The following is a 5,789-nucleotide window of genomic DNA, read 5'->3' on the forward strand; positions in this document are numbered from 1 at the left end:
GCCGCATGGGAGTCCAGAACGGATCGTCGCGGTCGGGGTGTTCGAGCCAGGACTCCCACCACGGCGCGCCGGTCCCGAGGAGCGTCCGCCCCGCCCCACCCATTGGAACCCGACTCGCCGCGCGTGCGACCCGCTGCCTGGCGCGGCCCTGGTTGACCGCGCCGAGAAGCCGGTACCCCTCCTCCTGACGGGAGACCATGTGGCTCCATCCGAGGAAGTCGTTGAGGCTGAAGGCGCCGGTGCCCCAGCTGGATTCGCTGAAATCGTGCGGGCCGACGGTGATGACCGCGGCGGCCATCTCCGGTGGCGGGTCCATCAACAGCGCCCACTGCGTGAAACCCAGGTAGGACAACCCGACGGTGGCGAAGGTGCCCGTGAACCAGGCCTGGTCGCGTAGCCACGCGACGGTGTCCGCGCCGTCGTCGACCTCGTGGATCATCGGAGTGAACTCGCCGCCCGAACCGAACGTGCCGCGCACGCTCTGGATGACGACGTGGTAGCCGCGTGCTGCGTAGACGGCGGCGAACAGGTTCGAGAATGGGAAGCCGCGGCCGTACGGGCCGCGGACGAGCAGAGTTCCCGCTGCGGCCTTGGTCCGCGGTGTGTAGTGGTCCGCGACGAGGTCGACGCCGTCCCGCATCGGCACCCGCAGGCCGCGCGACACGGTGAAGTCCGTCGTCGGCGGCGGCAGCCGCAGTGCCCGGCTCAGGGCGTGGGAGGCGATTCGCTTGGCGCTCACTCGGGTAGCCACGCCTTGCAGGTTACGCAAACCTAGAACTTGTAGAACGGCACCAGCTGCTGTGCGCGCTGAAGGTTGGTCTGCATGCAGTCCACGTCGTCGGCGCTGTAGGTCGGCGAGTAGAACAGCGACTGTTGCAGCACGCCGTAGCTGGTGTCGAAGGCGATCATGCAGCTGAACCAGAAGCGGTTGTTGCGGTCCGACGGCTTGAGGATCCAGTACTGCGCGGCGCGGTGGCCAGCGATGTCGAGTTCGACGGCGTCCGCGGGGAGCGTCTGTTGGTAGGTTCGCCAGACGAAGGCCTCGACGGCCATCTGGTAGTTGCCCGCGTCGTAGTGGCACCGCAGGCCGTCCTCGTGCTCCGGCGGGGTGAAGCCCAGTCCGATCTGGTTGATGGCGTCGATCGGGATGTCCTCGCACGGATCGAACGGCCGCGGATCGACGGTTTCGATGACGGGCCACTTGATGCTGCTCGAGACCCCGGTCATCGGGGCTGACGTGGACCTCAGCTCGACGGATCCGGGGCCGGCCCCGACGAGCGGATTGGCCTGCCAGACGACGACCACCGCCGCGATCAGGGCACACATCGCCGACAGCAGGCGCATCTTGGCGAGAATGGCACCCCTCTTGCGCTCGTTGTCCATTGCCGGGAGTGTACAAGTCCCGAACGGCCACCCGGACCGGAAAGGAGAACATGTTCTAGTTGCCGGGCGACCGGGCGCCGGCGGCGCAAGTAGGCTAATCGGTTGTGTCTACGCCGTCTCAGAATCATCGGCATCCAACCCTCTGGGCGATCAGCGATCTTCACATCGGTCATACCGGGAACAAGCCCGTCACCGAATCGCTGCATCCGTCGTCGCCGGACGACTGGCTGATCGTCGCGGGTGACGTTGCCGAACGCACCGATGAGATCCGGTGGTCGCTGGACCTGCTGCGCAAGCGGTTCGCCAAGGTGATCTGGGTGCCGGGCAACCACGAGCTGTGGACCACCACCAAGGACCCGATGCAGATCTTCGGCAGGGCCCGGTACGACTACCTGGTCAACATGTGCGACGAGATGGGCATCCTCACTCCGGAGCATCCCTTTCCGGTGTGGACCGAGGAGGGCGGGCCGGCGACGATCGTGCCGATGTTCCTGCTGTACGACTACTCGTTCCTGCCGGAGGGCACCGCGACCAAGGCCGAGGGCCTCGCGGTGGCACGTGAGCGCAACGTGGTCGGCACCGACGAGTTCCTGCTGTCCGCCGAGCCCTATGCCAGCCGCGACGCCTGGTGCCGGGACCGGGTGGCCCAGACCCGCAAGAAGCTCGAGGACCTCGACTGGATGACGCCGACGGTGCTGGTGAACCACTTCCCGATGGTGCGCGAGCCGTGTGACGCGATGTACTACCCCGAGTTCGCACTGTGGTGCGGCACCACCGCGACTGCCGATTGGCACACCCGCTACAACGCGATCTGCTCGGTCTACGGCCACCTGCACATCCCGCGGACCACCTGGTACGACGGGGTGCGGTTCGAGGAGGTCTCGGTGGGCTACCCGCGGGAGTGGCGGCGCCGCAAGCCGTATCGGTGGATGCGACAGATCCTGCCCGACCCGAAGTATCCACCGGGGTATCTCAACGACTTCGGTGGCCACTTCGAGGTCACGCCGGAGATGCGCGCCGGTGCGGAGAAGATGCAGCAGCAGATCCGGGAGCGGCGGTCTCGATGACGGAGAGACTGCTTGCCGGCGTGCTGCCCACCGTGGTGGCGTCGGCCGAGTTGTACGACGATCCGCCGGACCTGAGACCGCTGCCCGAGGAGGAGCCGCTCATCGCGCGGTCGGTGGCCAAGCGGCGCAACGAGTTCGTCACCGTGCGTTACTGCGCGCGGCAGGCGCTCGGCGAGCTGGGATTGCCGCCCGTACCGATCCTCAAGGGTGACAAGGGCGAACCGTGCTGGCCCGACGGCGTGGTGGGCAGCCTCACGCACTGCACGGGCTTCCGCGGCGCAGTGGTGGGGCGCACCAGCGACGTCCGTTCCGTCGGGATCGACGCCGAACCCCACGACGTCTTGCCAAAGGGCGTGCTGGACGCGATCAGCCTGCCCGAGGAACGTCGGCAACTCACGTCGCTTGGTGGTGGCCTGCACTGGGACCGAATCCTGTTCTGCGCCAAGGAGGCGACGTACAAGGCGTGGTTCCCGCTGACGCACCGCTGGCTGGGCTTCGAGGATGCCCACATCACGTTCGAACTCGACGGGTCCGGTAGCGCTGGCACCTTCGAGTCGCGGATACTCGTCGATCCGGCGGCCGAGTCGGGGCCGCCGCTGACCGCGCTCACCGGGCGCTGGTCGGTCGCGGACCAGTTGACCCTGACGGCGATCGTGCTGTGAGCGGTTCTCCGGCGGCCGGGAGCGCAGCGACCGGGGGATCGGTCCTGCCTGGGCTCGTCATCGTCGACAAGGCGGCCGGCATGACCAGCCACGACGTGGTGGGCCGCTGTCGTCGGATCTTCGGCACCCGCAAGGTGGGGCACGCGGGAACGCTGGACCCGATGGCCACCGGTGTCCTGGTCGTCGGGATCGAGCGGGCCACCAAGATCCTCGGCCTGCTCATTGCCACGGACAAGTCGTACGCCGCAACGATCAGACTTGGGCAGACCACGTCCACCGAGGACGCCGAAGGCGAAGTGCTTCACACGGTTTCCGCGGATGGCGTCACCGACGGTGACATCGAGGAAACCGTCGCAGGACTGCGCGGTGAGATCGATCAAATCCCCTCGGCGGTGAGCGCCATCAAGGTGGACGGACAGCGGGCCTACAAGCTGGCGCGAGAGGGCAAGACCGTCGAACTCGCCGCGCGCCGGGTGCGGATCTCGCGGTTCGACGTGGGAGCCATCCGACGTGCCGACGGTTTCGTCGACGTCGACGTCGAGGTCGACTGCTCGTCGGGGACCTACATTCGCGCGTTGGCCCGCGACGTCGGGGCAGCCCTTCGCGTCGGTGGTCATCTCACCGCGTTGCGGCGCACCAGGGTCGGCCGGTACGGGCTTGGCGAGACGCACACGCTCGAACAGCTGGCCGACGAGCCACGCCTGAGCTACTCCCTCGACGAGGCCTGCCTGCTGGGCTTTCCGCGACGCGATCTCACAGCAGAGGAGTCGGCGTCGGCATCCAACGGAAGGTCCTTGGCGCCGGCCGGGATTGACGGCGTGTACGCCGCGACTGCCGCGGACGGCCGGGTCATCGCACTGCTGGCCGACGACGGCGCGCGCACGAAGTCGATCGTCGTGATCCGGCCGTCGACGCTGTAGTTCGCCCGGTGAGGCGATAACATACTGGCTGGTATTCATATCGTAGTGGTAAAGGGAGGTGCGGTGTCGACGAACGAAGTGGGCACCGTGCGCCGCACCCAGGCCGAGCGCAGCACGGCCATGCGGATCCGACTCCTCGACGCCACGGTGGAATGTCTGGTGTCGTACGGCTACTCGGGGACGACGACCCAGCGCGTCGCGGAGATGGCTGGCGTCACCCGTGGCGCCCAAGTCCACCACTTTCGGTCGAAGGAAGACCTCGTGGTGGCGGCGATCGAGCATCTCGCCCAGCAGCGCGCCCAGTCGGCCGTGCGGGAGGTCGGGCGCGTTCAGGCCAGTGCCGACCCGGTGTCCATGGTCCTGGACTATCTCTGGGAGGCCCATCAAGGGCCGATATTCATTGCCACCCTTGAGCTTTGGGTGGCATCGCGCACCGATCCCGTGTTGGCGAGCCAAATCGTCCGGGTCGAGCCGATCGTCAACAGCGCCCTCATCGCCGCCATCGGCCAGTTGATGCCGGACCACCCGGCACCCAAGGAATTGCGTGACATCGCGTACACCGCGATGGACGCGCTGCGGGGGATCCTCGTCGCGAGCTTCGTCGATCGGGATTCGGCGCGGGCCAGGCGGCGGTGGGATCGCGTGTGCGCTCAGTTGCGCGGAACCATTATGGATACCCTCCGAGCCAAGTCCGCCGACTAGTTCCCCTCCGAGACGCACCGGTCTTCAAGAGGGGTGAAACGCGCGTTGCTTGACAGATACATTCTAGTTGGTATGTTTCTGGTCAGGCCGCCCGGACCGCTGGGCGTGGATCAGAAGGAGCGCGATGCCGAACAAGGTCTACGTCATCGGAGTCGGCATGACGAAGTTCGAGAAGCCCGGCCGTCGCGAGAATTGGGACTACCCGGACATGGCCCGCGAGTCCGGGACCATGGCTCTGCACGACGCCGGGATCGACTACCGCGAGGTCGAGGAGGCCTACGTCGGCTACGTCTACGGCGAGTCCACCGCGGGCCAGCGCGCCGTGTACGAGCTCGGGCTCACCGGTATTCCGGTCGTCAACGTCAACAACAACTGTTCGACCGGATCGACAGCGCTGTATCTCGCAGCCAGGGCGATCCGTGGTGGCCTCGCGCAATGTGCCATCGCCCTCGGCTTCGAGAAGATGCAACCCGGCTCGCTGGGATCGACCTACGACGACCGTGCCCAGCCGATGGAGAAGCACATCCTGGCCATGGCCGAGATATCGGAGGTGCTCTTCCCACCTGCACCGTGGATGTTCGGCGCCGCCGGCCGAGAGCATATGCGCGAATACGGCAGTACGGCAGAGCATTTCGCCAAAATCGGTTACAAGAATCACAAGCACTCGGTGAACAATCCGTATGCGCAGTTCCAGGAGGAGTACTCGCTGGAGGACATCCTGGGCTCCAGGATGATCTACGACCCGCTGACCAAGCTGCAGTGCTCACCGACGTCCGACGGCTCCGGTGCGGCGGTCCTCGCCAGCGAGGCCTTCGTCGAGACGCACGGGCTGGCCGCCCAGGCCGTCGAGATCGTCGGGCAGGCCATGACCACGGACTTCGAGAACAGTTTCGATGGCACCTGCAAGGCCCTGATCGGCCATCACATGAACGTCGCCGCCTCGCGAACGGTGTACGACCAGTCGGGTCTCGGCCCGGAGGACTTCCAAGTCATCGAGTTGCACGACTGCTTCTCGGCCAACGAACTGCTGCTCTACGAGGCGCTTGGACTGTGCG

7 protein-coding genes are annotated in these 5,789 nt (G+C 66.6%); 5 read left to right on the forward strand and 2 right to left on the reverse strand.

What is annotated here, in order from left to right; all coding sequences use genetic code 11:
* Both ACRDUX_RS16465 and ACRDUX_RS16470 read right to left on the reverse strand, forming a co-directional pair.
* The coding region (locus tag ACRDUX_RS16465; RefSeq protein ID WP_526415086.1) for a CocE/NonD family hydrolase at nt 1-751 on the reverse strand (751 nt) is incomplete at its 3' end.
* Nucleotides 752-771: 20 nt separating this feature from the next.
* Nucleotides 772-1,356, reverse strand: a complete 585-nt coding sequence (locus tag ACRDUX_RS16470) for a DUF3558 domain-containing protein (RefSeq protein WP_526415090.1) — start codon at nt 1,354-1,356, stop codon at nt 772-774.
* Nucleotides 1,357-1,487: 131 nt separating this feature from the next.
* Here ACRDUX_RS16470 and pptH point away from each other — a divergent pair, with 131 nt between their 5' ends.
* From pptH to ACRDUX_RS16495, 5 genes are all read left to right on the forward strand, one after another.
* Nucleotides 1,488-2,450: an ACP phosphodiesterase PptH gene (gene pptH, locus ACRDUX_RS16475; RefSeq protein WP_526415087.1), complete on the forward strand. Its 963-nt coding sequence runs from the start codon at nt 1,488-1,490 to the stop codon at nt 2,448-2,450.
* On the forward strand, nt 2,447-3,112 hold the full coding sequence (pptT, locus tag ACRDUX_RS16480; protein WP_526415088.1) for a 4'-phosphopantetheinyl transferase PptT: 666 nt from the start codon (nt 2,447-2,449) through the stop codon (nt 3,110-3,112). The genes pptH and pptT overlap by 4 nt, the downstream gene beginning before the upstream one ends.
* 80 nt (nt 3,113-3,192) lie before the next feature.
* A complete protein-coding gene (gene truB, locus ACRDUX_RS16485; RefSeq protein WP_526415091.1) occupies nt 3,193-4,032 on the forward strand; it encodes a tRNA pseudouridine(55) synthase TruB in 840 nt (279 codons plus the stop codon).
* Nucleotides 4,033-4,152: 120 nt separating this feature from the next.
* Nucleotides 4,153-4,734 carry a TetR/AcrR family transcriptional regulator gene (locus ACRDUX_RS16490; RefSeq protein ID WP_526415092.1) on the forward strand — a complete coding sequence of 194 codons (582 nt, stop codon included), beginning with the start codon at nt 4,153-4,155 and terminating at the stop codon, nt 4,732-4,734.
* A gap of 124 nt (nt 4,735-4,858) precedes the next feature.
* A partial coding sequence (locus ACRDUX_RS16495) for a thiolase family protein (RefSeq protein WP_526415089.1) occupies nt 4,859-5,789 on the forward strand: 931 nt, incomplete at its 3' end.

Source organism: Mycobacterium sp. (genome assembly GCF_050701675.1).
Taxonomy (GTDB): domain Bacteria; phylum Actinomycetota; class Actinomycetes; order Mycobacteriales; family Mycobacteriaceae; genus Mycobacterium.